Here is a 23,860-nt window from a genome sequence, read left to right on the forward strand (position 1 = left end):
TTTTATTGTTTGGATGGTGGCATAAAAGAAATGTAAAATAAAATGGCAGCAACAGACGAAAAAAAAGTAATTTTCTCAATGGTTGGGGTTTCAAAGATTATTCCCCAAAACCAAAAACAAGTTTTAAAAGATATTTATCTCTCGTTCTTTTATGGTGCTAAGATAGGCATCATAGGTCTCAATGGGTCTGGTAAGTCTACGTTGATGAAGATTATCGCGGGCATAGAACAGCCCACAATGGGTGAAGTGGTGTGGAGCCCCGGCTACAGTGTAGGTTATCTGCCGCAAGATCCACCACTCAACGAAACCAAAACCGTAAAGGAGAATATTATGGAGGGCATGCAAAAAGCTTATGATGCTCTTGCCGAATATGATGAAATAAACCAAAAATTTGGTGAGGAGCAATATTACAGCGACCCGGACAAGATGGAGGCGCTGATGAAGCGGCAGGCCGAGGTACAAGATATAATAGACGCTACAGACGCATGGAACATGGATTCAAAACTGGAGCGTGCTATGGCTGCGCTGCGCTGCCCGGCGGCCGACGAGCCTGTCACGCATCTCTCTGGTGGTGAGCGCCGACGCGTTGCACTTTGCCGACTATTGCTGCAAAAACCTGACGTGCTGTTGCTCGACGAACCTACTAACCACCTCGACGCTGAAAGTATAGATTGGCTTGAGCAACATCTGCAACAATACGAGGGTACGGTCATCGCCGTTACCCACGACCGATATTTCCTTGACGACGTGAGCGAGTGGATTTTGGAGCTGGATCGGGGTGAGGGCATTCCTTGGAAGGGCAACTACTCTACATGGCTTGAACAAAAAACTAAACGCTTGGAGCAAGAAGAGAAAACAGCTTCAAAACGGCGCAAAACATTAGAGCGAGAACTTGAATGGGTGCGAATGGCACCCAAAGCACGCCAAGCCAAGGGCAAGGCACGTCTCAAGTCGTACGATCAAATGCTCAATGAGGAGCAAAAAGGGCGTGAGGAGAAACTCGAAATATTTATACCTAACGGCCCTCGATTGGGCAATAAAGTGATAGAGGCTCAACACGTGAAGAAGGCTTTTGGAGATAAGGTGCTGTTCCGCGACCTTAATTTTACGTTACCGCCTAATGGTATCGTTGGCGTGATTGGCCCTAACGGAGCGGGCAAAACCACTCTTTTTAGGTTGATTATGAGACTTGAGAAACCAGACGATGGCACTTTCGAAATAGGTGAAACTGTGAAATTGGCCTATGTGGACCAACAACACAAAGATATTGATCCCAACAAGTCGGTCTACGATGTTATATCTCAGGGCAACGAGTTGATTAGAATGGGGGCGCGCGACATCAATTCGCGAGCCTATCTGTCTCGCTTCAATTTCTCTGGCACTGACCAAAACAAGCTCTGTGGCGTGCTTTCGGGTGGCGAGCGCAATCGGTTACAGTTAGCATTGGCATTGAAACAAGGGGGCAACGTGCTATTGCTTGACGAGCCTACAAATGACATTGACGTGAATACGCTGCGTGCGCTCGAGGAAGGTTTGGAGTCGTTTGCTGGCTGTGCGGTTGTCATCAGTCACGACCGATGGTTCCTTGACCGTATCTGCACACATATTTTGGCATTCGAAGGTGATGGCGAGGTGGTTTATTTTGAGGGAGGCTATTCTGATTATGAAATAAACAAGGCTCGACGTTTGGGCAACGAAGAAATAAAGAAAGGACGTTATTGCAAGCTCATGGCTGATTGACGAAGCTGTTTCGGCCAGTCTAACCATGTTTTAAATCAATGGCGTTTTAAATTCTTTTCAAAAAAAATGAAGGAGTTATTTTTCATTAAGGCAAAAAGGTTTGCCCCAAACTGAAGATGTTTACATTCGTATACACGCTGGCCCCTTCTTTTAGCTAATTAGACTTTAAATGCCAGATGAGAATTGATTAATGGTGTAAATACTATTTTTCGATATTCAACGTCTTGAATTATATGCTAAAAAAAATGTGCAATAAATATGTAATTTACTGCACATTTTTTTTGGCAATGTGCACTTAACATCGTATCTTTGCACAAAATAAAGATGATTGTGCAATGAATAAAGTGCCAAGTTTCAATGCTCTGATTGAACGCAGCATCATAGAAAATTGGAAGCGTGATGCCCTAACCGATTATAAAGGTGCCACTCTTCAATACCATGATGTGGCGCGAAAAATAGAGAAGTTACACATTATGTTTGAGAACTCCGGCGTTAAACGCGGAGACAAAATAGCACTTGCAGGTAGGAATAGTGCGGCATGGGCAGCGGCATTTTTAGCTGTGTTGACATATGGCGCAGTTGCGGTACCTATACTTCATGAGTTTACAGCAGATCAGATACATAACATAGTAAATCATTCTGAGTCTAAATTACTCTTTGTGGGAGACGTCGTGGCCACGGAAATAGATGGTACCAAGATGCCACATCTTGAAGGTATCATATACATACCAGATTATTCGCTTGTGCTTTCTCGTACGGATAAACTCACATACGCAAGAGAACATCTCAACGAACTTTTTGGCAAGAAATATCCCAAATATTTCCGTCAGGAACATGTGAAATATTATCACGATACCAACCCTGATGAGTTGGCACTTATCAATTATACCAGCGGGACCACAGGATTTTCCAAGGGCGTCATGTTGCCATATCGTGCGATGTGGAGTAATTTTGACTTTGCGAACCACGAGCTTGGCAATGTAATTAAGCCGGGTGATAACGTGATTAGCATTCTGCCAATGGCCCACATGTATGGTTTGGCCTTTGAGTTTATCTTTGAATTTATGTTGGGTTGCCACATCTTCTATCTCTCTCGTGTGCCATCCCCCCTTGTCATTGCACAGGCTTTTGCAGATGTCAAACCCAAGATCATCATCTCCGTACCTTTGGTTATCGAAAAGATCATTCGCAAGAAAGTGTTCCCGAAAATACAAGATCCTAAGATGCGTTTGTTGCTAAAGGTACCAGGATTAAACAAAAAGATATTCGAACGTATAAATGAAGAAGTATCCAAAGCTTTTGGTGGCAATTTTTACCAAGTTATCGTTGGTGGTGCTGCTTTCAACCATGAAGTTGAGAGTTTTCTTCAACAAATAGGTTTCAGATATACGGTAGGCTATGGCTCTACGGAGTGTGCACCTATAATCTGCTATGCTGATTATAAAGATTTTGTACCGGGCTCGTGTGGCAAGGCAGTTATTCACATGCAAGTGAAAATAGATAGTCCTGATCCCCAAAATATACCGGGAGAAATCATGGCAAGGGGGCTCAATGTTATGCTCGGATATTATAAGAATGAGGAGGCCACAAAAGCGAGCATAGATTCTGACGGATGGTTCCATACAGGAGATCTCGGACTTATGGATGCCGAAGGCAACGTCTTCATAAAAGGTCGCTCCAAAAACATGTTGCTTGGGTCGAGTGGTCAGAATATCTATCCGGAGGAGATAGAGGATAAGCTTAACTCGATGAACCTCGTGTGTGAGAGCGTTGTAATTCAAGATGGCAATAAACTCATTGGTTTGGTCTATCCAGATTTAGAGGAAGCACAGAAGCTTGGCTACAACAGGGAAAACATTTTGGATATTATGGAGGAGAATAGAAAACAGATTAACGAGCAGCTTCCTGTCTATTGTCGTATAGCTGAAATAGAATTGCATGACGAAGAGTTTGCCAAAACACCTAAAAGATCTATTAAACGCTATCTATATATGCGATAATTTTTGTATGCAATAAACTTTTTTTTTGGAGAAAGAGGATTTAGAATACTGTCTTGCTTGTCGGCAGTTGCGTAGGTTCCCGTTGCGCTGTGCCAAACGGAACAATGGGTTGTGGGTGTAGCTGTGGCTCATCTGACTGCCTGCCTTACCGTGCTGTGGGAGCGGTGCTTTGTTCTTTCACGCTAAGCGCGTTGCTAATGGCATCATAGCTGTAGGTATTGTCTATGATAGTATCAGCCTAAGCATTTTCTTTTACAACCACCCTCTTGTGGTTGCGATATTTTTGAGCACAAGATAATTTTGCTGGAAATAAGCGAAAAACAAGCGATTTCCAAACACCTGATAATCAGTACGGTGTAAAACAGAGAGAAAATTGTGGTTGCGATTGGATAGAGAAGGCCGTGCCATTACTATCTAATCGCAATGCGGTTACGCTGTTGAGAGCTTGTAAAAGGACAGTGTTCGTGGCGCCATCACTATTTTATCGCAAGGCAGACCCCTTGAAATGGCGTTGCCTCCACCTTTTACTCGTTGGAATAATGCCATTTTCTCTTCCAGAATAAAAAATTGGAAGTGTTAAAAAACTCAGAAGAATTTTGATAAAAACGGCAAAAGGCTGCGCATTTATTTCTCAAAATAATGATGCCACTATTGACTTAATTTAGAAAAAAATTTAAATTCGTTTGGATATATCATATAAATGTTGTACCTTTGCATCGCAAACGAGAAAAGGATAACAAACATTCAATTCTCTTATTATCGCGGAGTGGAGCAGTTGGTAGCTCGCCAGGCTCATAACCTGGAGGTCGCATGTTCGAGTCTTGCCTCCGCAACCAATAACGTCCGGATAGCTGAATAACAAAGGCTTCCGGACGTTTTTACATTTCCAAGGCAAACGTTTTCAGACTATATTTGATAGATCTCAAGTTATTAATTTAGGTCTTAGGCAGTCATAGCGTAGGCCCTAAAAGTTGCCAACCTTTTGTTTGTTTTCAATAATCTGCCTAATCAAATATTCAGATTCTGTATTTGTGATTTGTGCCACAACCGCCACTACTTCTATGATGATGGGCCATATTTTCGGGTCTATGGTTTCCTTTCACGACCATGGCGACAGAGTTTACCGGGACTTTTTCTTCTATTAAATCATGACAAAAGCCTCAAACAACATTGTGAAGCCTAAATTTAGACGTGCCCAAGAAACATGATTATCCCTTGTTGAGAAAGCATTCGTTTTCAAACGAAGTACTCGTGTGTGAAGATAACAGGGATGCTCAAAGACATTGAGATGACGCCATTCCTTATCAACTGTATCATGTGGGGAGATAGTACCGTCCCTTTGGATGACAAGAACTTGGCGCCACGTTCAAAGTCTATTCAGATATGAAGCTTGCAAGCGTTACTGCCGTCAAGAAGACGAAACGAACGCTTGCTATAAAATAGTGCTATACTAAATATTGTGAGGATATACTCTCGTTGTTCACCACACGACGTATAGTCTCTGCTATCATGTCGGCTACGCTCAGCTGCACTACCTTGGAGCAACGTTGCGTGTATGGAATGGAATCGGTAAACACCATTTCCTGCAACGCGGATTTCTGTATACGCTCGTTGGCAGGGCCACTCATCACACAGTGAGAAGCACACGCACGCACACTGGTTGCACCTGCTTCTAACATAACATCAGCAGCCTTGGTGATCGTTCCGGCCGTATCTACCATATCGTCGATAATAACTACATTTTTACCTTTTACCTCACCAATAATCTGCATGCTCTCCACAACATTGGCGCGCGCGCGTGTTTTATTGCACAAAACAAGCGGACAACCAAGATATTTGGCATAAGTGTTAGCGCGTTTAGAACCGCCAACATCGGGCGATGCTATTACAAGATCTTTGAGATGAAGCCCTTGCAGATAGGGAAGAATAACCCCAGAAGCATACAAGTGATCCACTGGAACATCAAAGAAGCCCTGAATTTGATCAGCGTGTAGATCCATAGTGATGAGCCTGTCAATGCCTGCCACTCTCAAAAGATCTGCCACCAATTTTGCACCAATGCTTACACGAGGCTTATCCTTGCGATCTTGACGAGCCCATCCAAAGTAAGGAATGACCGCGATGATATGATTGGCTGAAGCACGCTTAGCCGCATCGATCATCAATAAAAGCTCCATGAGGTTGTCTGAGTTGGGGAATGTGCTTTGAACCAAAAAAACATCTCGGCCTCTGATAGACTCCTCGTAAGAGACAGCAAATTCGCCATCAGAAAACTTGGTAACCACCAAATTGCCCAATGGGCAGCCCAAACATGCACAGATCTTCTCGGCAAGGTATCTGGAACGTGTACCCGAAAAAACTAAATAAGAGTTCTTTTCACTCATGTTGATTAGTGTTTTATATAAAATGTAGATTTTGGCTTCTTAAATAAACGTGGGCTTTGTCAACGTTTGAATATCCATATCAATGTAATTCGCTTGCAAATGTATGAAAAAATGTTTGAATGGGCAATATAATTTGAAAATAAAAGCTAACTTTGCACGAAACGAAAAATTATGAGAGTGAACCTCACCACTTTTGAGCAGTTACATCAACCGGTTTATGTGTTGGAAGAAAGTAAACTCAGAAGAAATTTGGAGCTTATTAGCAGAATAGCCAAAGATGCAGACGTGGAAATTATATTGGCTTTCAAGGCTTTTGCATTATGGAAAACTTTTCCTATCTTCAGGGAGTATATTAATACTGTGACAGCCAGCTCTTTAAATGAGGCGAGACTGGGCTATGAGGAATTTGGCCATTTGGTTCACACCTATTCGCCAGCATATACTGACTACGAAATAGACGATATAGCCAAAATGTCCACTCATTTGACATTCAACTCGTTGAGCCAAATGGACAAGTATGCGGCAAGGATAAAGAAAATAAACCCCACTGTAAGCCTTGGCATTCGGGTAAACCCTGAATACAGTGAGGTTAAAAACGTGCTTTACAACCCATGCGCGCTGGGTACTCGTTTTGGTGTTAGAGCGGACAAACTGCCCGAACAGCTCCCCAATGATATTGAAGGCTTTCATTGTCATTGCCACTGTGAGAATGGCGCGGATGTCTTTCAACGTACACTGGCGCACTTTGAAGAGAAATTTGCCAAGTGGTTCACGCAGCTTAAATGGATAAATTTTGGTGGTGGACACTTGATGACGCATGCTGATTATGACGTGGAGCTGTTAGTGAAAATACTACGTGATTTTCACAAACGACATCCCTCACTTCACATTATCTTAGAGCCCGGTAGTGCTTTCTTGTGGGAAACGGGCCCATTGGTGAGTCAAGTCGTGGACATTACAGAAGACAAAGGTATCAGGAACGCCATTCTTAACGTAAGTTTTACGTGTCACATGCCCGATTGCCTTGAGGGCCCTTACTGGCCTGATGTTAGAAATGCACAGACGATAGAGAGCCGAGACGGTGCCTTTGCGATGAATGCCGAATTGCGACATGTCTACCGTTTGGGTGGCTGCTCATGCCTGGCTGGCGACTTCATGGGGTATTGGAACTTTGATCATGAGTTGCAATTGGGTGAGAATGTCATATTCGAGGATATGATACACTACACAACTGTGAAAACAAACATGTTTAACGGAGTGTCTCATCCATCGATAGCTTTGGCACATCCAAATGGAGAATTGGAGTTTCTGCGTCAATACAGCTACGAAGATTATAAATTCAGGATGGATTAAAAGAATCGCTATTCATATTTAGTGTGTAGGGGGGTACATAGCAAGTGATATAATTACAAAAGTAAAGCATGATTTGATTGTTTGACACTAAAACAACGGCATATATTTGTATACTCATGTTTTTTTTGTATTTTTGCCCATAATATGATAAAATTTTAAAACATAGCACATTATGCTGACATTAAAACTCATCAGTGAAGAAACTGAACGTGTAATCAAAGGCTTGGAGAAAAAGCACTTCGAGGGTGCTTGTGAAACCATTGACAAAGTTTTGCAATATGATAAAACACGGCGTGAATCGCAGCAACAAGTAGATACCATCAAGCAACAACAAAAACTCTTGGCCAAGAAGATAGGCGGCTTAATGAAAGAAGGCAAGAAGAAAGAAGCCGATGAAATAAAGGGTCAAGTGGCTATAATGAAAAGCCATGAAAAAGAGTTGCAAGAGGCTATGGACATGGCCCAAAAAAGTATGACAGATCTTTTGCTTCAGATACCCAACGTTCCTAATGATGATGTTCCTGAAGGCAGAGATGCCAACGACAATGTGGTGGTAAAAGAAGGTGGTAATATTCCCGATTTGGGTGAGGACGCGCTTTGCCACTGGGATTTGCTGAAAGCGTATAAATTGGTAGACTTTGATATGGGCGTGAAAGTTACCGGCGCGGGTTTTCCCATTTACGTGGGCAAGATGGCAAGGTTTCAACGAGCACTGGAAGCCTTCTTTTTAGACGAGGCTCGCAAGGCCGGTTATCTTGAAGTTCAGCCCCCATATTTGGTCAATGAGGCTTCGGGATATGGCACAGGGCAACTTCCTGACAAGGAAGGCCAGATGTACTATGCTCAACTTGACAACCTATACTTAATACCAACCGCAGAAGTTCCAGTAACCAATATTTTCCGAGACGAGATACTCGAAGAGAAAGATTTGCCCATAAAGAGATGCGCTTATTCCGCATGCTTCCGACGTGAGGCCGGCTCTTATGGCAAGGATGTGCGTGGTCTCAATCGCTTGCACCAATTTGACAAGGTGGAGATTGTTCGAATAGACACACCCAAGCACTCTTATGAAAGTCTTAAAGAAATGCTTGATCATGTAGAATCGTTGCTTCAAAAGTTGGAATTACCCTACCACATTTTACGTCTTTGCGGTGGAGATATGAGCTTTACCTCTGCCATTTGTTACGACTTCGAAGTGTGGAGCGCGGCGCAAAAAAAATGGCTTGAGGTTTCCTCGGTATCCAATTTTGAAAGTTATCAGGCTAATAGATTGCATTGTCGCTATCGCCGTGAGGATACAAAGAAAACAGAACTTTGTCACACGCTAAATGGCTCGGCGCTCGCATTGCCTCGCATTGTGGCCTCCATAATAGAAAACTATCAAACCAAGGGAGGAATACGTGTGCCTAAAGTTCTTGTTCCCTATTGTGGCTTTGATATGCTCGACGACCAAAATTTTCAGTAGTAAAGATAATGAGATTTTGGACACACATTGTTATAGTTATATGTGCTCGTCTGTTTCACAGACAGAATGGCATGGCGCAACATAGGGTGGGCACGCTAACGCTTAAACATTATGCTGGACAGAGCTATGCCTGCATATTTAATGGTGACCTCAACTTCAAAAAAAGCATAACCGCTGGTTTAGATTTGGGAAAAAAGATAAGACAAACACTTTACAGTAAGCAGTGGGATTGCCTATGCACCTATGGGTGGATTTTGGGGAAAAGTTTGATTTATGAAAAACACAATCAGAACTATTCGTTTTGTATCATCCATCAGCCATGATTTCTATAAATAGGAAATATATGTACCCTTAATCGCTAATACGAAAACAGTTATGAATAAAATTATTCGGAAAAAGCATTTTTCAGAAAAAGTTTATTGCTTTGAGGTGGAAGCACCACTTATCGCTAAAAGTTGCAGACCTGGAAACTTTGTTATAGTTAGAGTAGATAAAAAAAGCGAACGAGTTCCATACACCATCGCAAAAGCCGACGTAGAAAAAGGCACTTTGACTATGGTCATTCAAGAAGTTGGACTTTCTTCCACCAAATTTTGCAAATTAAATGTAGGAGATAGTGTCATTGACATTGTTGGGCCCTTAGGCTCTGCGTCAAAAATCGAGAAGTATGGCACTGTCATTTGTGCAGGAGGTGGCATTGGCATCGCTGCCATTCTGCCCATACTCACAGCATTGAAACAAGCTGGCAACCGTGTTATATCTGTATTGGCTGGGCGGACAAAAGATCTTGTCATTATGGTGGATGACGTGAAAGCCTATAGCGACGAAGTGATCATCATGACTGACGATGGTTCGTGGGGACAAAAAGGCGTAGTGACAGTAGGCGTGGAACAAGTGATCAATAGAGAGCATGTGGATAAGGTTATTGCTATTGGGCCACCCATGATGATGAAGTTTACATCGCTCACTGCAAAGAAATATGGCATTCCAAACGATGTTTCCTTGAATACAATTATGGTTGACGGTACTGGCATGTGTGGTGCCTGTCGGCTCACAATAGGTGGCAAAACTAAGTTTGTATGTATAGACGGCCCAGAATTTAACGGCGACTTGGTGGATTGGGATGAGATGATGAATCGAATGGGGACATTCAAGAATGTGGAGCAAGAGGAGATGGCACATTACAACGAAATGTCTATGCTTCATTCTTCTGAAATTCCTGAAACAATGATTGCGCAACCAGGTCAAGAAGATGGTGGACAGGCGGACAACAATACATCATATCTTGCACCGGCCGGTCCAGCAGAAGAGGGGAGTGTAAACGAAGATTTAAAGGACAGAAATGCACAATGGCGAAAAGATTTGCGCTCGGCGATGAAAGCAAAAGAGCGTATGGGTATTCAACGAGTAAATATGCCGGAGCTTAACCCCGAGTATCGTGCGACAACGCGTTTGGAGGAGGTGAACCAAGGTTTAACTCCTGAAATGGCCATGACTGAAGCCAAAAGATGTTTAGACTGTGCCAAGCCTACATGCGTAGAGGGATGTCCGGTGAGCATAGATATTCCTTCTTTTGTAAAAAATATAGAGCGAGGTCATTTTGCCGCGGCTGCAAAAGTGCTGAAAATGACATCCGCCTTACCTGCCGTATGTGGTAGGGTTTGCCCACAAGAAAAGCAATGCGAGAGTAGGTGCATCCATTTGAAAATGAACGAGCCTGCGGTAGCCATCGGGTATTTGGAGCGATTTGCCGCAGACTATGAACGCGAAAGTGGACTAAGCGACATTCCAAAGACCGCACCAAGTAATGGTATACGTGTGGCTGTAGTTGGATCGGGCCCAGCTGGATTGAGTTTTGCCGGTGATATGGTGAAAAGAGGATTTGAGGTCTATGTGTTCGAGGCATTGCATGAGGTAGGCGGCGTTTTGAAATATGGAATACCCGAATTTCGTTTGCCCAATAGAATAGTGGATGCTGAAATTGATACATTAAAAAAATTAGGCGTACATTTCCAAACAGATACTATTATAGGAAAAACTATCAGTATAGACGAACTTGAGGAGAAAGGATTTAAGGGTATCTTCGTGGCGTCTGGTGCTGGGTTGCCTAATTTTATGGGTATTCCCGGCGAAAACTTAATCAATGTAATGTCGAGCAACGAATACCTTACACGCGTAAATCTTATGGATGCTGCCAACCCGGATACCGACACCCCTATCATTCTTGGCAAAAACGTTATTGTTGTTGGTGGTGGCAATACGGCAATGGATTCGTGTCGCACGGCGAAACGACTTGGCGCAAATGTCACATTGGTATATAGGCGATCGGAAAAAGAAATGCCTGCTCGTTTGGAAGAAGTGAAACATGCCAAAGAAGAGGGCATTAATTTCTTGACTCTCCATAATCCTAAAGAGTATATAGGTGACAAAAATGGACGCGTATGTGGTGCTGTGCTTGATGTAATGGAACTGGGTGAGCCAGATGCTTCTGGCAGAAGGCGTCCTGTGGTGACAGGTAAAACCGTCCATTTGGATTGTGACCAAGTGATTGTGTCTGTTGGCGTATCACCTAATCCTCTGGTACCAAAGTCAGTATCAGGCCTTGAGTTGGGGCGGAAAAATACTATTGTTGTTAACGATGGCATGCAATCATCCATCTCTAATATCTATGCTGGAGGAGATATTGTACGTGGTGGAGCCACTGTCATTCTTGCCATGGGAGACGGACGGCGTGCCGCTAAAAGTATGGCAGAACAATTATTATCTTAAAATGGTCAATCCGGACTGACGTATAACAAACTCATCTCGTGTCATTATATATGATAGTTCGTTAAATTTCGAGATATGAGCTATGCGAATAGGTGGTGTTAGGGTCTGTGTGTAAAGTGCTTTCCCAAATTCCACATAAACGAAATGGTGCGGTCATTTTAAATAATCATGCCTGCACTATATACTAACAGTATGTATCTCAGGGCTTTCCCAGCGGTTATGCTGAATATGCTGATAATAAGATTAGCGCGCATAAGCCCAAGCGTTACAGTGATGGCAGAACCGATAATGGGCAGAAAAGCGAAGAAACCCATCCATGCGCCATACCCAGACATAAAACGCTCAGCTTGTTTAAGTTTATCAGAATTAACGTGGAGATATTTCTCTATCCATTCGAGCTTACCCAAGCTGCCTACAAGATAGTTGAACATGCCTCCGGCGACATTGCCTATTGTAGCATAAACGATAAGTTCGGTGGCGTTCAATCCGGTACCCAATAGTCCGAGGATCACCACCTCACTACTGAAAGGGAAGACGCTCCCAGCCAGAAATGCTGAGATCAACATTCCCCAATAGCCATAGTTTATGAGAAAATCGTTAAAGGCATCCATAAGTTATAAAAGGTGATTATTAGTGCCAAAACGATAATGGCATAAAAACAAATGTTAGAAATCTTGGTATGTGACAATGCCAGATAATGACCAATGAGCGGCGAGGTGGTCAGGATGGCTAAGCCCAACAGCCTATCAAAGTGTTGCGGTTGCAAAATTATCAGGCAGAAACAGCACAAATCAATCACTATGAAAACCTCGTAAATCATACGTGTGCGAATCTTGTCCAAATAACTGTACATCAAAAAGTGGGTGGCACCTATAATGGCCAAGGCGGCAATGAAGATTGCAGTGACAATGCGATGCTCATCAATCGTGGTAAAATCAAGCATTGGACCAACTTGTATTAGCTCGATGAAATGGCGCGGAAAGAAATTCAAATCGCCCACATATATGAAATAAGCGGCAGCAAACCAGTAAGGGCTCGCAATGCCTAACAATGTGGCAAAAAATGTTCTCGCACTAAATGCCATGACATTTGTGGCTAAGAGAATCCATAAAATAGGTAACAGGAACAACACTTGCGCAAACGCGATACTGGCTATTCCCAAGGCGAAAAAAGCAAAAAAGATGTGATTGGTTGCCGTAGGGTTTTGGTATGCCTTGAAGAAACACAAATAAAAACCCACAAACGCTGTTACAGCTACCATAGAAACAATGTCAGCCATGACAAAGTTTGACATGATGATCATCACCAGAAAAGAACATGACACCATGCGGCTGTATATGCGAATGAGCGAGTTGGCATTGTTGAGTTCGACAAGCATTAACGTTGACAATCCTAACAACAGAACTTGCCCCCATAGCTGACATGTTTGCATGCCGATAAAGATACATAGCAATGCCACGTAGATCGCGGTTGCGGGAAGTGTCCATCGAGACTGCGCTATTTTCGTTTGACTGCGTGTTAACATCTTTCTATGGTTTTATTCAAAACGAGTAATGTTATTGGTTGGTCGTGGTGAGAGGTTTTGTTCGCTCCCATTGACAATTCCGCCAAATCCTGAACACTTAAAAAATGATTATACGACAATCATAAAGCAATTGCCACCATCTAATTAATAAACGGGTGGGGTGGTGGCATGTCAGTAAAAATGGGGGATTTTAAATATCCTGGCCGATGTCGGTCCTGAAATATTTGTCAGTGAATTTGATTTTTTTAGCCTCTTCAAAACATTTTCGCAATGCTTCTTCCTTGTCTTTGCCATAGGATGACACCGCCATTACGCGTCCACCGTCGGTAACGATTTGCCCATTTTTCACCGATGTTCCAGAATGAAACAAAACACTGTCCTTGACATTCTCCAATCCCGTAATGGGGTAGCCTTTCTTGTAGGACTGTGGATACCCGCCACTGACCAGCATGACACAAACGGCCGACCGTGGGTCTATTTCAATCTCTTTTGTGTCGAGATTGCCATTGGCAACACCTTCGAAAAGGTCTACGATGTCACTCTTAAGGCGTAGCATGACAGTTTCTGTCTCTGGATCGCCCATGCGACAGTTATATTCTATGACCATCGGGTCGCCCCCAACATTGATTAATCCGAAGAATATAAATCCTTTATAGTCTATGTTCTCTTTGGCAAGACCATCCATAGTGGGGCGGATAATGCGCTTTTCTACCTTGTCCATCCATTCCTTGGTGGCAAAGGGTACGGGCGAGACGCTTCCCATTCCGCCTGTGTTCAAGCCTGTTTCGTGTTCGCCAATGCGCTTGTAATCTTTGGCCTCTGGCAATATTTTGTAGTTTTTCCCATCTGTAAGAACAAACACTGAACATTCCACGCCAGTGAGAAACTCTTCTATAACAACTTTGGCAGATGCCTCTCCAAACATGCCTCCAAGCATCTTGCGCAACTCTTGTTTGGCCTCGTCGAGCGTAGGCACTATCAAAACGCCCTTGCCAGCGGCCAAGCCATCGGCCTTGAGCACGTATGGTGGTGTTAGTGTCTCGAGAAATTTGATACCGTCATCAATGGTGTTGGCATCAAAGGTCTCGTAAGCAGCCGTGGGGATGCCGTGTCGCTTCATAAAAGACTTGGCAAAATTTTTACTACTCTCAAGTATGGCTCCTTGTTTGGATGGACCAATGACGGGTATCGACTTGGTGCGGCTATCATTTTTGAACGCGTCATAAACACCTTTTACCAAGGGAGCCTCTGGACCAACGACAACCATGTCAACATCGTAATTGACAACAAAGTCTTTTTGCTTATCAAAGTCATCGATACCTATGGGCACATTCTCCCCAACGGCGGCGGTACCCGCATTACCCGGAGCGATATACAGTTTTTCACATTTGTCGCTCTGCGCTATCTTCCAAGCCAAGGCGTGCTCACGGCCTCCGCTTCCTAAAAGTAGTATTTTCATATTCTTGGTGTGTTTTAATATCGGTCTGGCGGTCTAAATAGGATGCCATTCCTTTTATCGCCGCTAATCGGAGAAAGTTAATGTAATTGTCGCCGAAATTTGAAATTAATGACAGTCGTCAAATGTATCTCTATTTTAGATAGTCGTCAAAATAGCGCGAAATGCGCTCGTGCAAGTGCGTGGATTGATGGCCTCGCATGTTGTGTGGTTCACCCGGATATACAAAGAAATCAGGTTGCGTTCCTTCTTGAATGCACTGTTTGATGAAAGTGAAAGCGTGCTGTGGAACTACGACTGGATCGTTAAGGCCAATGATAATCTGAAGTTTCCCTTTGAGGTTTTTGGCCTTTGGCAAGAGGCTTGACTGTTCGTAACCCGCCGCGTTGGTTTGTGGCGTATCCATGTACCGCTCTCCATACATCACCTCGTACCACTTCCAGTCTATCACAGGGCCACCCGCGACACCCACTTTGAAAACGTCTGGATGGGATGTCATCATGTTAATGGTCATAAAACCACCAAAGCTCCAACCATGCACTCCCATTCTGTCAGCGTCCACATAACTGAGAGTCTTTAAGAAATCAACGCCTTTCATTTGGTCTTTCATCTCCTCAATGCCAAGGTGACGGAATGTAACCTGCTCAAAATCCTTGCCTCGATTTTCACTGCCACGATTGTCAAGGATGAACAGTAAATAGCCTTTTTGTGCCATGTAGGTTTCCCAAGACCTGCTGCCATAGTGCCATTTGGCGTCGACATTATGGGCATGAGGGCCTCCGTACACATAGATGATGGTAGGGTATTTCTTGTTCGGGTCAAAGCCTATGGGTAGCACCATGCGATAATACAGGTCGGTGACACCGTCAGACGCTTTGATAGTTCCGCATTTGTATTCGGGAATATTGTAGCCCTTCCATGGGTTGTCAGCCGTAAAGTAACGACGCTTTTGATTGGCTTTAATGCCCACTATGGCTATGTTGTTCGGAATGTCAGGAGTGGAATAGCGGTCTATGATGTAAGCTCCAGACCCACTTAAATAAGCGTTGTGCCACCCTTTGCCATTCTCGTCGATAAGCGTACGCTTGCCAGTCTTTACGTTGACAGAATATATATTGCGCTGAATGGCACTACGCTCGTTGGAAGCGATGATGACGCTCTTGGTGGTCTGGTCGAAACCTAACAGTTGCATTACCACCCATTGGCCACTTGTGAGTTGCTTGATTTGCTTGCCATGAATGTCAAAAAGGTACAGATGGTTATAGCCGTCCTTTTGACTTTGCATGATAAATTTGCCATTGTCCCACGGCAAGAAAACAATCGGATTGGCAGGCTCCACATATTTTGAGTCTGTCTCTCGGTAAAGCTCGCTTATTTTTTTGCCTGTTGTGGCATCATAACTAACCAAGCGACAATCATTTTGGTCGCGGTTCAGCTCAAACAGATAGATGGTCTTAGAGTCGGGAGCCCATGCTGGATTGGTGAAATATCGGTCGGTGGGGTCGCCAGTTTGCAAGTAAATCTTACGCCCGGTGCTTATATCATATACGCCGATTGTTACCTTATGCATGGCCTCGCCAGCCATAGGATATTTCTCTGGGGCGCAGGTCGCTATCCTGCTTTGGCCTTTGGACGGTTTCCAATCAGCATCTTGGATGTCGACAAGTGGATAATCCGTTACCATGCTTTGGTCCATTCGAGTAAACGCTACCTTGTTACCGTCTGGACTAAAGAAGACGCCTTTTTTATATCCAAACTCGTCACGATGTACGCTTTGCCCATAAATGATGTTACGACTACCATCCTCAGATAGTTGCGCCGTTACGCCATTGGCTTGCCGAACAAAAAGATTGTAATTGTCGTGTTTGGTATAAGCCGTGCATTTTGAGATAGGGTTCCACTCCAAGACATTGATACCATCATTGGTTTGCGACCACGTTATCTGTTTCGTTTTGAAGTTTAATAGCACTTGCTTGGAATTGTATTGCAGGAGCACCAATGGTTTGTTGGCATAGGGGAACTGTAGGTAATAAAGAGAACGAAGTCCTTTCCCCGAAGGCTCGCCTAAGCATTGGTTTACTTGGTCAAGCGTGAACAGCAAGGTTTCTTTTGCAGAACGCTTGTCGACGACATAGCATTTATCAAGGTCCAAGCGCACCAACACGTCGCCCCACCAAGTGGTGAAACGAGTCTTAGGTGTCATGTTGTGATAATTGTTTCCGCCGAAATTAAGATCTTCGAGGGTAAACTGTTTTAGCGTTGCCTGTGCTTGGGCATCTTGTGAAAAGTTTATCATAGATGTTAGAACCAATGCTCCCACCGCAATCCAACTATTCATCTTCATGGTCAAATGTTTTATATTTGTTAGGTTTGATTTCGCCTTGTCGTGATGCTCTTTTGAAATCTTTGCCATCATATGATTTAAATCCACTGTCGTGTCGACGTGGTTTAAAATCGTTCCTATCGTCCATGGCGTTTCTTTTGAACTTTCTTTCACCGCGTTTGTTGCGTTTGTTAAATGGGAAAGCCCCTTGTTCTTCTCCAAAATTACGTCGATTGCCACGTGGCCTGTCCTCTTTCCATTGCTTGCCCTTGCGGCCGGAGCTCTCCCAAGAGTCTTCATGCGAGGAGTGATTAAATGAAGATTTGCCGCGGAGCAGGGAGTGGAATTGGAAAGAGCGAATGTCTCCTTCTTCGTTTGAAGCCTCTGCCTCAAGTCGTTCCTTGAACTCACGATTTTTCTTGAAGCGATGCTTTTGGGCCATTTCTCGTTTTTCTTCTTCGGTCTTTACAACGCCACCTTCTTCCCTGAACGTTTTCATTTTCCCGTCAAAAAGTGTGTATTTCCGAAATTCGCACTCCAAGCTACCATTATATACAGGTATCTTGATGCTGGGTTTCAGACCGATTTGCTCGAAGCATTCTTCACGATAACTCAATATCCATGCGTCATTGCCACCAAATTCGTGTTTCAGTCGCTCGCCAATCATCTTGTATGTCCCTAATAAGTTGGGGGTGGATATACGCTCCCCGTATGGCGGATTGGTTACGATAATACTTTTTTCGGCTGGCCTTTGAAAATCTTTGAAATCTTGATGCTGTATGGTAATATCTTTGGATAAGCCCGCCGCCTTGACATTTTGTATAGCGGTATTTACGGCCTTCATGTCAATGTCATAACCATATATGTGATGTTCGAATTCGCGTTCCTGCGTTTCATCGTTGTAGATTGCGTCAAAAAGGTTTGGGTCGTAATCATTCCACTTCTCAAAAGCGTATTCTTTCCTGAAGACACCCGGCGAGATATTGCGTGCAATAAGGGCTGCTTCGATGGTTAAAGTGCCAGACCCACACATGGGATCTATGAAGTCTGTGTCACCCGTCCAACCTGTCATCATAATCATTCCAGCTGCCAAGACCTCGTTCAATGGAGCCTCGACACTCTCCTGCCTATAACCTCGACGGTGCAGGCTCTCTCCACTGGAGTCTAAGCATAAGGTGGCATCGTCTTCTGCAATGTGTATGTGAAGTTTGATGTCTGGATTACTTACGGATATATTGGGACGCTGGCCACTCCTCTCTCTAAATTGGTCAACGATGGCGTCTTTCACTTTGTAAGTGACAAAACGAGAGTTTCGGAACTCGTTGGAATACACAACTGAGTCTACAGAAAAGGTTTTACCTTGCTGAATATACTCGCTCCAATCTATTTTTTGAACTTCTTCATACACCTCGTCCGCTGAACGTGCCTTGAAGTGTTTGATGGTTTTTAAAATTCGTATGGCAGTGTGCAACTGGAAATTAGCACGGTACATGGTTTCCTTATTGCCTGAAAACGATACCATACGTCTGCCTATTTGTACATTGTTTGCACCCATGTGGGTGAGCTCTTGTGCCAAAACTTGCTCTAAACCCATGAATGTTTTGGCGATGAGTTCAAATTCCATTTTCTTTGAATTGTCTATTATAATCTTGCGTTTATGCTTTTATTGTACATATTATTGTATATATGTATATGGCGCCAAATCACTTTGGCAGCCATGTCTTAGCCCACAACGGCGCCATTTTCTAATGACATACTGCCCTGTATGAGTGGTGTATGCCATAGATAATAGGCAAAGTTAATAAATTCTATGCAAAGGAATAAAGGATTGTATATAAAATTTTAAAACTATTTTTTATGTTTTTATTTTATAGAGACAGCTCGTTAGTTAAAAATTAAGCGTAAACTCTGAAAAACACTTCTTTCGTTGTAGTAATATTTAGCTGAGAATATAAATACTGATAAACCGGTCGCTTATCATGGACTTAAGTGTAGTGGCAATGAGCGCAGAGTTTACAGTTTCTTCCATACCAAAATATTTGCGACCGTTTGCTAAGAGTGTCTCCGCATGTAATTCATTTTTTTTTCTAAAGAATTGATAAACAGTATAAACTGTTATTTGTGCCGATGGCAATTGGACCACGAATTAGATAGTGGGTTATTATAACGTCAATGGTTACATGATGGTTTTCGTTGAGAGGATTTATAGATATATACGAGTGGATGGGGCACAAAACAGTAAGTTTCAAAAGAATTTTCACCATAGTCTGGAAGCATCGCAAACGCCTTATCGGAAGATGCCTGCCAATCAAGGAACGTGTTAGTATAGAGGAGTGTCCGTTTGAGGCTGAAGGAACAAACTTTAGATATTGGGAGATAGACTTGATGCATACAATTTGATTTTTATGAAATAAAAGTCGTTAATCTTCTTGGGTTCCTAAAAAAAAATAATTATCTTTGTGGTGTTGGATGCAATGTGTCTAATGTGTAAAATTTATTTTTACCGATTTTAGATAGAGTCTTTATAAATGAAATTACGAAGTTGAATACATATTATTAATTAAACAAAACTATTATGAAAAAGTACGTATGTGATGTTTGTGGTTATGTGTACGATCCAGAGGTAGGCGATCCAGATAATGGTATCGAAGCTGGAACTGCTTTTGAGGACCTTCCCGAGGATTGGGTTTGCCCAGAGTGTGGTGTAGGCAAAGAAGACTTTAGCCCTGCTGACTAATCCTCAGGCCAACTTACCCAAACACCTTTCCCGAATGGAGTTTTCGGGCAAAAGGATAATAAAAATGGTTTTACCGTTAGATGTTTGTCATCTGGGGTAAAACCATTTGTTATTTTGGTGTATTGCTATTTTTGACGCGTTACGTCTTGGATGTTTTTTGTTTTCAGTAGAGCTTCATCCTTAAGGGTTGCGTCGCAAAATTTATTCTTCATTCAATAGTTTCTTGGCCATACTTTGTCCAAGTGCTACGCATTTGGCTCGTACATCCTCATTCATCGACTGTTTCATCTCTACGGGCTCGCCCACGGGCTCAAAATGAAACTTGTTCTCGTTCCAGTCCTTTAGGATGGAAACAGCTTTGCTGGCCCAGCTAAAACTGCCAAACCATCCCATGTATCGGTTTTTCATGTCACGATTGGCAATGGCAGAAAGCAGGTGTTCCATCTTCGGGTATATGCTATTGTTGTAAGTGGGTGCGCCAAGGATGAGCCCTTTGTATCTGAACATGTCTCGCAGAACATAAGAGTAGTGGGTCTTGGATAGATTTATAAGGCTGATATTTTCTATGCCAGCTTGTGAGGCAGCTTCTGCTATGACTTCTGCCATATGCCCAGTGTTACCGTACATCGTGCCATAGGCAATAACGAGACCTGGTTCCGCGTCATATTTGCTCATGCGATCATACATATCAACCACCTTAGGCAGGTGTTTGTGCCATACGGGGCCGTGTGTGGTGCAGAGATAATCGAGCTGTACGCCACTAATCTTTTTTAGTGCGTTTTGGACAGGAGTACCATATCTGCCCACAATGTTAGAGTAATAGCGAATCATCTCCAACCAGTATTTTTCAGTGTCAATATGGTCATCGAGTATACCACCGTTAAGTGATCCAAAGCAACCAAAGGCATCGCCAGTGAACGCAACGTTGACATTTATGTCGACAGATACCATTGTCTCGGGCCAGTGAAGCATGGGCGTGAGGTAGAAATTGAGGGTGTGACGGCCCAAAGATAGGGAGTCGCCATTCTTGATTTCTATTGCTCCGTCAGTAATTCCGTAGAACCCTTTCATCATGTCGAAAGTCTTTTTGTTGCCTATAATTTTCACATCGGGGTAAAATTTACGTAATAATGACAGTGAGCTGCTATGATCAGGCTCCATGTGATGGATAACCACATAGTCGATGGGGCGGTCTCCAATAACCTCGCGTATATTGGCCAAAAACTGAGGGTAAAAATCGATTTCAACGGTGTCCATCAAGCAAACTTTCTCATCTACAACTAAATATGAGTTGTAGGTAACACCTTCTGGTATTGGCCATAAGCCCTCAAAGAGTCGTTTGTTCAAATCGTTGACACCAACGTAATAAACTTGATCGGCTATTTTTTTCATCTTTTAAATCTATATTTTAAATTGGAATATTCTATTTAAGCTATGAAATCCAAAAATGTTTCAACTTGTTTTTCAAGCTCTTGTTGTTGTTCTTCTGTTAATTTTAGTTCATTTTTTTTCCAACTTTCAGAGCTAAGTGCTACACCGGTCTGTGGTCCCGGCATCAGATTGACATTCATGGTCTTGAGTAGTTCTGTTAATTTGGCTCTGCATTTCTGTGTCGCACCAGCTCCACCTGCGCCACTAAGGGTAACTTTCTTGCCAGTCATGGGCATAGGTGAGGCATAATCTCCGGCTACCAATGGGCGAGAAAGCCAGTCTAAAATATTTTTGACATGTCCGGGATAGCTGTAGTTGTATTCGGGACAGAATATCCAAACAGCATCCGCACGAGAAATGGTGTCGCGTAGTTGAGTTACCGCAGTGGGGGCTGGAAACTCTATGTCTTGATTAATAAGTGGTACATCATGATAGTCCAGATAGCTGATATTGGCACGTTTGTCAATTATTTTCTCAGCTATTTTGGCCAAAGAACGGTTAAAAGAGAGTTTTCTTAAGGAGCCTATAATAAACAATATATTTTTTTTCACTGCTGTATTGGTAATGAATGATAATTGCTTGGCAAAATTACTCAAATTCCATTATATAAGCAAGCAATCGTTTGATTTTTACGGAATTAACTTTCCATATACTTATTTTTAGGTATATGACAAGTGCTACACGTTATTTTTGGGGTATAGAGAGCAAGCATGGTATGAGGAGGTGGAAAAATTAGAACGTCCTCCATTGGGCAATATGGATTATAATTTTGTGGATTGTGCCAATTCTTCCCGTTTGGCGAAGAGTGTAGGGGCAAGCCTTTTCTGTATACGGCGCACTTTATAAGTGTATCGTTTGTCTTCTGCGTAGCCTATTCGGTTGAGAAAAGCGTAATAGTCGCCGCCCGAATACTTATATTGTACGTCATCGCGGTATGCCCTAACCGACTCCTCCCACGTGTCGAATATGTAGTAGCTGCCATCGCTCGGATGACGCAAGCCAAATAGATTATGGTTGATTAGACACTGCTCGCTGGTGAAGTGCCCCGTTTCTAATATGGCCTGCGCCGCTACAATATATTTGTGTTTCACACCATACAGCTCGAGCACCGATAGCAAATTGTCTATGGTGAGTTCTAAACATGTGTCGTCTCGGCCCTCGTCATAGCTCTTAGATGTTTGCATACGTTGTAAGATGGCGCATTGTTGATGTTCCTTTGGGGAGACAGGTAATGCGTCGGGCAGGCATTGAGCTTGTCCTGTTGTAATGAAAACACCCAACAAAAGGACAAGCAACACTCGTTTTTTCTCAAAAATATAATTGCGCATATAAGATAAATAACGGCTCCCGTATGGGCTTTATTTGATTTCTTCTGCTTGGTTTAATATAATTTAACGGTCAAAAATCAGTAGCTTGCTTGTTAGAATAGCATTACTTTCTCAAACGCGATACGTTCGGTTTGCTTGCCATCGCGTTCATAGTAACACATACCGCAACGTTTAAATCCTGTGTTGTCAAGAAAGTGAAGCATTTCCACGTTGTCGTGGTTGGTGTCTATACGTAGGCTTTTCACGCCTCGCTGGCGACATAAGCGTTCAGCCTCGGTGAGTATGAGACGAGCCAATCCCTTGCCTCGATTCGACATGGCTACTGCTAATCGGTGAATGGTAGCATAAGGAAGAGTGGACTTCCACTTGCCTTTCAGACGCTCATAAGATGGCTCAACGCCAAATATCACAGCGGCGTAACCAACCGTTTCTCCATCAAGTCGAAGAGCGTAACCATTGCCTTCCCTGATGTCTTGCGCTATTTTTTCGCGCGGTGGGTATGATGTGTTCCATTGTTTTCGACCATTGGCCTCCATGTCAATGGCGCTTTGATGAACTATTTCCCATGCCAATGTCTCGTCTTTGGGCCATGCTCGCTCAAAGTTGTAAGGCAAAAGTAGTGGTCTCAGTTCGTGTAGCATGGAAGGGGTGTCTTTGAAAACGATGCCATAAAAGCCTGCCGCCCGCGCGCCCTCTATATTCTCGGGTTTGTCGTCGATAAACACACACTCTTCGGGCAACACGTCAAATTTGTCCAAAAAGCATTGGTAGATGTCGGCGTGAGGCTTCAGCATGTGCACGTCTTTGGAGATTAGCGAGTCTTCAAGTTGCTCAAAGATGCTGAATTTATCCATCACCTCATATACTTTGGATGACCAGTTGGAAAGCCCCAGCAACCTGTAACCTTTCTCCTTAAGTTCAACCATGACCTCGCGCAACCCTTCCGACTCCTGCGTGAATATTTCGATATAGCGTTGATTGAGCGCGTCAAGTGCGTTTCGGTATTCTGGCCATAGCCGTTTTTGCCAATCAATATAATATTGAGGCTCGTGAATGCCACGGTCCATTTCATTGTTAACCTCTGCTGGAAAGACGTTTTCCAAGAACCATTTGGCTTTGGACTCGTCGCCTAAAACTGACGTAAAAAATGCGTGGAAATCGTATTGCACCAGCACCCCGCCGAAATCGAAGACAATATTTTTAATCATAGTTATGGAGTTTGTGGGTTGAAAGTGTGAGATAAGCTGTTGGCGATGATGTATAATGAGGGATTATCCGTTTCTATTCATTAATCATATCGCCACGGTCAATGTTTATGTTGTCTTGTGGTAGCTCATCGATCATGATTT

Annotated in this window: 17 protein-coding genes and 1 tRNA gene; 8 read left to right on the plus strand and 10 right to left on the minus strand. The window is 43.2% G+C overall.

The window, feature by feature from the left end; translation table 11 throughout:
- Positions 1–42: 42 nt before the first annotated feature.
- From ettA to C7379_RS13085, 4 genes are all read left to right on the plus strand, one after another.
- Positions 43–1,740 carry an energy-dependent translational throttle protein EttA gene (gene ettA, locus C7379_RS05995; protein WP_116616463.1) on the plus strand — a complete coding sequence of 566 codons (1,698 nt, stop codon included), beginning with the start codon at positions 43–45 and terminating at the stop codon, positions 1,738–1,740.
- Positions 1,741–2,075: 335 nt separating this feature from the next.
- Complete coding sequence (locus tag C7379_RS06000) at positions 2,076–3,740, plus strand: AMP-binding protein (protein ID WP_116616464.1); 1,665 nt, start codon at positions 2,076–2,078, stop codon at positions 3,738–3,740.
- Between the two features lie 760 nt (positions 3,741–4,500).
- A tRNA-Met gene (locus C7379_RS06010) sits at positions 4,501–4,576 on the plus strand.
- A 419-nt stretch (positions 4,577–4,995) separates the two neighbouring features.
- Positions 4,996–5,127 carry a hypothetical protein gene (locus C7379_RS13085; protein WP_262500759.1) on the plus strand — a complete coding sequence of 44 codons (132 nt, stop codon included), beginning with the start codon at positions 4,996–4,998 and terminating at the stop codon, positions 5,125–5,127.
- 58 nt (positions 5,128–5,185) lie between these two features.
- Here the strand turns inward: C7379_RS13085 and C7379_RS06015 are convergent, their stop codons facing one another.
- A complete protein-coding gene (locus C7379_RS06015) occupies positions 5,186–6,124 on the minus strand; it encodes a ribose-phosphate pyrophosphokinase (protein WP_116616465.1) in 939 nt (312 codons plus the stop codon).
- A gap of 171 nt (positions 6,125–6,295) precedes the next feature.
- Between C7379_RS06015 and nspC the strand changes: the two genes are divergently transcribed.
- The 3 genes from nspC (at position 6,296) to C7379_RS06035 (ending at position 11,711) form a co-directional block, all read left to right on the plus strand.
- Positions 6,296–7,477, plus strand: coding sequence for a carboxynorspermidine decarboxylase (gene nspC / locus C7379_RS06020; protein ID WP_116616466.1), 1,182 nt, complete (start codon positions 6,296–6,298; stop codon positions 7,475–7,477).
- Positions 7,478–7,649: 172 nt separating this feature from the next.
- Entirely contained in the window at positions 7,650–8,942 is a 1,293-nt protein-coding gene (serS, locus tag C7379_RS06025; protein ID WP_116616467.1) for a serine--tRNA ligase, read from the plus strand.
- 375 nt (positions 8,943–9,317) lie between these two features.
- Entirely contained in the window at positions 9,318–11,711 is a 2,394-nt protein-coding gene (locus tag C7379_RS06035) for a bifunctional dihydroorotate dehydrogenase B NAD binding subunit/NADPH-dependent glutamate synthase (RefSeq protein ID WP_116616469.1), read from the plus strand.
- A 158-nt stretch (positions 11,712–11,869) separates the two neighbouring features.
- Here C7379_RS06035 and C7379_RS06040 read toward each other — a convergent pair whose 3' ends face one another.
- From C7379_RS06040 to C7379_RS06060, 5 genes are all read right to left on the minus strand, one after another.
- Entirely contained in the window at positions 11,870–12,322 is a 453-nt protein-coding gene (locus C7379_RS06040) for a YqaA family protein (protein WP_116616470.1), read from the minus strand.
- Positions 12,295–13,236: a hypothetical protein gene (locus C7379_RS06045; RefSeq protein ID WP_116616471.1), complete on the minus strand. Its 942-nt coding sequence runs from the start codon at positions 13,234–13,236 to the stop codon at positions 12,295–12,297. Before C7379_RS06045 ends, C7379_RS06040 begins: the two co-directional genes overlap by 28 nt.
- Positions 13,237–13,426: 190 nt before the next feature.
- A complete protein-coding gene (gene purD, locus C7379_RS06050; RefSeq protein ID WP_116616472.1) occupies positions 13,427–14,695 on the minus strand; it encodes a phosphoribosylamine--glycine ligase in 1,269 nt (422 codons plus the stop codon).
- 130 nt (positions 14,696–14,825) lie between these two features.
- Positions 14,826–17,036: a S9 family peptidase gene (locus tag C7379_RS06055; protein ID WP_116616473.1), complete on the minus strand. Its 2,211-nt coding sequence runs from the start codon at positions 17,034–17,036 to the stop codon at positions 14,826–14,828.
- The gene (locus C7379_RS06060) at positions 17,023–18,639 is read right to left on the minus strand and encodes a THUMP domain-containing class I SAM-dependent RNA methyltransferase (protein WP_116616474.1); all 1,617 of its coding nucleotides are present in this window, start codon (positions 18,637–18,639) and stop codon (positions 17,023–17,025) included. Before C7379_RS06060 ends, C7379_RS06055 begins: the two co-directional genes overlap by 14 nt.
- A gap of 951 nt (positions 18,640–19,590) precedes the next feature.
- Here C7379_RS06060 and rd point away from each other — a divergent pair.
- Positions 19,591–19,752, plus strand: a complete 162-nt coding sequence (gene rd / locus C7379_RS06065; RefSeq protein WP_081935274.1) for a rubredoxin — start codon at positions 19,591–19,593, stop codon at positions 19,750–19,752.
- A 201-nt stretch (positions 19,753–19,953) separates the two neighbouring features.
- Here rd and C7379_RS06070 read toward each other — a convergent pair whose 3' ends face one another.
- The 4 genes from C7379_RS06070 to C7379_RS06085 form a co-directional block, all read right to left on the minus strand.
- Positions 19,954–21,144 (minus strand): FprA family A-type flavoprotein, encoded by a 1,191-nt coding sequence (locus C7379_RS06070; RefSeq protein WP_116616475.1) that lies wholly within the window; start codon positions 21,142–21,144, stop codon positions 19,954–19,956.
- Positions 21,145–21,179: 35 nt separating this feature from the next.
- Positions 21,180–21,779 (minus strand): NADPH-dependent FMN reductase, encoded by a 600-nt coding sequence (locus C7379_RS06075; RefSeq protein WP_243406727.1) that lies wholly within the window; start codon positions 21,777–21,779, stop codon positions 21,180–21,182.
- 165 nt (positions 21,780–21,944) lie between these two features.
- The gene (locus C7379_RS06080; RefSeq protein ID WP_116616477.1) at positions 21,945–22,511 is read right to left on the minus strand and encodes a glucosaminidase domain-containing protein; all 567 of its coding nucleotides are present in this window, start codon (positions 22,509–22,511) and stop codon (positions 21,945–21,947) included.
- Positions 22,512–22,603: 92 nt separating this feature from the next.
- Complete coding sequence (locus tag C7379_RS06085; protein WP_116616478.1) at positions 22,604–23,719, minus strand: HAD-IA family hydrolase; 1,116 nt, start codon at positions 23,717–23,719, stop codon at positions 22,604–22,606.
- Between the last annotated feature and the right edge of the window lie 141 nt (positions 23,720–23,860).

Source organism: Hallella colorans (assembly GCF_003096815.1).
GTDB classification, from domain to species: Bacteria; Bacteroidota; Bacteroidia; order Bacteroidales; family Bacteroidaceae; genus Prevotella; species Prevotella colorans.